Here is a 3,311-nt window from a genome sequence, read left to right as displayed (position 1 = left end):
CGCGACGCCCCCCCCCTCGCCGGGACGCCCCCCTCGCCGGGCATCCGCACGCGCGCACGTACGCCCACAACGCAGCCGCCCCCGACGATGGCGTCTGGCGTGCGCAGATGCGCAGGCCGGAGTTCATCGCGGGGGGCGGCTGTGAGTCACCGGGCAGCCGCTCGCGCGGATGCACGCCGGCTGGGGATCCTGGGCCGTCAGAGCAGTTCGATGATGGTGGCGTTGGCCTGGCCGCCGCCCTCGCACATCGTCTGCAGGCCGTACCTGATGCCGTTCGCCTTCATGTGGTGGACCATGTCCGTCATGATGCGGGCCCCGGAGCCGCCGAGCGGGTGGCCGAGGGCGATCGCGCCACCGTTGGGGTTGAGCTTGGCCGGGTCGGCGCCGGTCTCGGCGAGCCACGCCATCGGCACCGAGGCGAAGGCCTCGTTGACCTCGAACACCCCGATGTCGTCGATCGTCAACCCGGAGCGCTCGAGAGCCTTGGCCGTGGCCGGGATCGGGGCGGTGAGCATGATGACCGGATCGTCGCCGGCGAGCGTGGCGGTGTGGACACGCGCGATCGGCGTGCAGCCATACCTGGCGGCGGCCTCCTCGCTCATCACCAGGATCGCGGCGGATCCGTCCGAGATCTGCGAGGCGTTGCCGGCGTGGATCACGCCGTCGGACTTGAACGGGGTCTTGAGCCCGGCCAGCCCCTCGACGGTGCTGCCCCGGCGGATGCCCTGGTCAGCATCGAAGACCCCGTCCGGGGTGGTCACCGGGACGATGTGCCCGGCGAAGAACCCGGCGTCCTGCGCGGCGGCGGCCTTCTCGTGCGAGGCCACGGCGAACTCGTCGAGCTGCGTGCGGGACAGCCCCCACCGCTCGGCGATCATCTCGGCGCCGACGCCCTGGTTGGGCATGGTGCCGTCGTAGCGGCCCAGGAAGTCCTGCCCGTACGGGATGCCCTCGCCGGTGATCGAGCTGCCCATCGGCTGACGGGTCATGGACTCGACGCCGCCGGCCACCACCACGTCGTGGTAACCGGATTCGACCACCGCGACGGCGAAGCTCAGCGCCTGCTGCGAGGAACCGCACTGGCGGTCGATGGTCACGCCGGTGACGGTCTCGGGCCACCCGGCGGAAAGCACTGCGGTACGCGCGATGTCCCCGGTCTGCTCGCCGGCCTGGGTCACGCACCCCCAGATCACGTCCTCCACGATCCCCGGGTCGACCCCGGCGCGCTCGACCAGAGCGTTCAGCACCGTGCCCGACAGATCGGCCGGATGCACCCCGGCCAGTCCACCCTTGCGCTTGCCCACCGCGCTTCGCACGGCCTCCACGATCACTGCACCCATGTGCGTGTCCCTCTCTCGAACGGTGAGTATCCGGTCTCGTCCGACCGGGTCTTGTCAGTGTTGCGCATCACGTTCAGCCGACGTACGGCGGCGTGCGCCTGAGCTCGCCGCGCGCGATGGTGCGGCGATGCACGGCGTCCGGGCCGTCGACGATCCTCAGGGCCCGCGCCCAGGCGTAGAAGTAGGCGAGAGGGGTGTCGTCCGAGACACCGGCCCCACCGAAGACCTCGATCGCCCGGTCGATCACGGTGCACGCGACCTGCGGCGCGATCACCTTGATGGCCGAGATCTCGAACCGGGCCTCCTTGGCGCCGACGGTGTCGATCATCCACGCGCAGTGCTGGACCTGCAGGCGTGCCTGGTCGATCTCGATGCGGGAGTTGGCGATGTGCTCCTGGACCACGCCCTGCTCGGACAGGTACCCGCCGAAGGCGTGCCGCGACTTGGCGCGGTCGACCATCAGGGCCAGGGCCCGCTCGGCCATCCCGATGGCGCGCATGGCGTGGTGGATGCGGCCCGGCCCGAGACGCGCCTGCGCGATCGCGAAACCGGCACCCTCCTCGCCGAGCAGGTTCGACGCCGGCACCCGGACGTCCGAGAAGACGAGCTCGCAGTGACCGTGCTGGTCCTGGTAGCCGAACAGCGGGAGGTTGCGCTCGATGGTGAGCCCCGGGGTACCGCGCGGGACCAGGACCATCGACTGCTGACGGTGCGTCTCGGCGGTCTCGTCCGTCTTGCCCATGACGATGAAGATCTCGCAGCGCTCGTCGGCCACTCCCGTGATCCACCACTTGCGGCCGTTGATCACGTACTCGTCGCCCTCGCGGCGGATGACGGTCTGGATGTTCGTCGCGTCGGAGGAGGCCACGTCGGGCTCGGTCATGGCGTAGGCCGACCGGATCCTGCCCTCCTTGAGCGGCTCGAGGTACGCGGCCTTCTGCTCGTCGGTCCCGAACAGGTGGAAGGTCTCCATGTTCCCGGTGTCGGGCGCCTGCGAGTTGATGGCCTCGGGGGCGATCACCGGCGACCAACCGGAGATCTCCGAGACCGCCGCGAACTCGAGATTGGAGATGCCGGACCACTCCGGCAGGAAGAGGTTCCACAGCCCGCGACGCCGCGCCTCCGCCTTGAGGTCCTCCATGACGGGCGGGTGTTCGTGGTCGCCGTGCGTGCGCAGGTACTCGGCCCACACCGGCTCGGCGGGGAACACATGCTCGCGCATGAACTCCCACATGTTCTCCTGCAGCTCGACGCTGCGCTGACTGTGCGCGAATTCCATCGTGATGTCTCCTGGGTCGAGAACTGGTGAGGTCGAGGACTAGTGAAGGGTCATGCCGCCGTCGACGGTGAGGGTCGACCCGGTGATGAACGACGAGGCGTCGGAGGCGAGGAAGAGAAGGGCGGAGTCGAGCTCCGGTTGCAGACCGAGCCGACCGAAGATCGTGCGTCCGGTGATGTCGGCGAGCATCGTCTCGGGGATCTCGTCGGTCATCTCCGAGGCGAAGTACCCGGGGGCGAGCGCGTTGACGCGGATCCCCCGCCGGCTCCCCCACTGGGCCGCCAGGTCCCGGGTCAGTCCCAGGACGGCCGCCTTGGAGGCGGAGTAGGCGGCCTGCGGGGCGAATCCTGCGGTCAGGCCGAGCACGCTGGCCACGTTGACGATGCTCGAGCCGGGCTCCATGACGGTCGCGCACTCCTTGGCCGCCCAGTAGGCGCCGTGGAGGTTGACGTCCACCACGCCCCGGAACTGCTCCGGGGTCTCCTTGAGCGCGGGCACGGCGGTGCCGATGCCGGCGTTGTTGACCAGGACGTCGATCCGCCCGTGGGAGTCCATGGCCGAGCGGACCATGGCCGCACACGCCTCGGGGTCCGCGACGTCACAGGCCACCGTCGACGCCGTTCCGCCGGCCGCGCGGAGCTCCTCGGCGAGTGCGTCGAGGCGCTCCCGTCGGCGGGCGGCCAGGACGACCG

Annotated in this window: 3 protein-coding genes; all 3 read right to left on the bottom strand. The window is 70.3% G+C overall.

The features are described from left to right. Positions 1-197: 197 nt before the first annotated feature. Positions 198-1,340: a thiolase family protein gene (locus G6017_RS13215; protein ID WP_179525666.1), complete on the bottom strand. Its 1,143-nt coding sequence runs from the start codon at positions 1,338-1,340 to the stop codon at positions 198-200. A gap of 73 nt (positions 1,341-1,413) precedes the next feature. Then, on the bottom strand, positions 1,414-2,619 hold the full coding sequence (locus G6017_RS13210; RefSeq protein ID WP_182610103.1) for an acyl-CoA dehydrogenase family protein: 1,206 nt from the start codon (positions 2,617-2,619) through the stop codon (positions 1,414-1,416). Between the two features lie 39 nt (positions 2,620-2,658). Further along, the coding region (locus G6017_RS13205; protein ID WP_182617753.1) for an SDR family NAD(P)-dependent oxidoreductase at positions 2,659-3,311 on the bottom strand (653 nt) is incomplete at its 5' end.

The organism is Dietzia sp. B44, assembly GCF_014145245.1.
Classification (GTDB): domain Bacteria; phylum Actinomycetota; class Actinomycetes; order Mycobacteriales; family Mycobacteriaceae; genus Dietzia; species Dietzia natronolimnaea.
The sequence above is the reverse complement of the archived record's forward strand: the minus strand, read 5'-3'. Positions and strand labels throughout refer to the sequence as shown.

Bases quoted from the DNA above. Each gene is read 5' to 3' on its own strand.
- G6017_RS13215 (WP_179525666.1), bottom strand. From the start codon at position 1,340: ATGGGTGCAGTGATCGTGGAGGCCGTGCGAAGCGCGGTGGGCAAGCGC.
- G6017_RS13210 (WP_182610103.1), bottom strand. From the start codon at position 2,619: ATGGAATTCGCGCACAGTCAGCGCAGCGTCGAGCTGCAGGAGAACATG.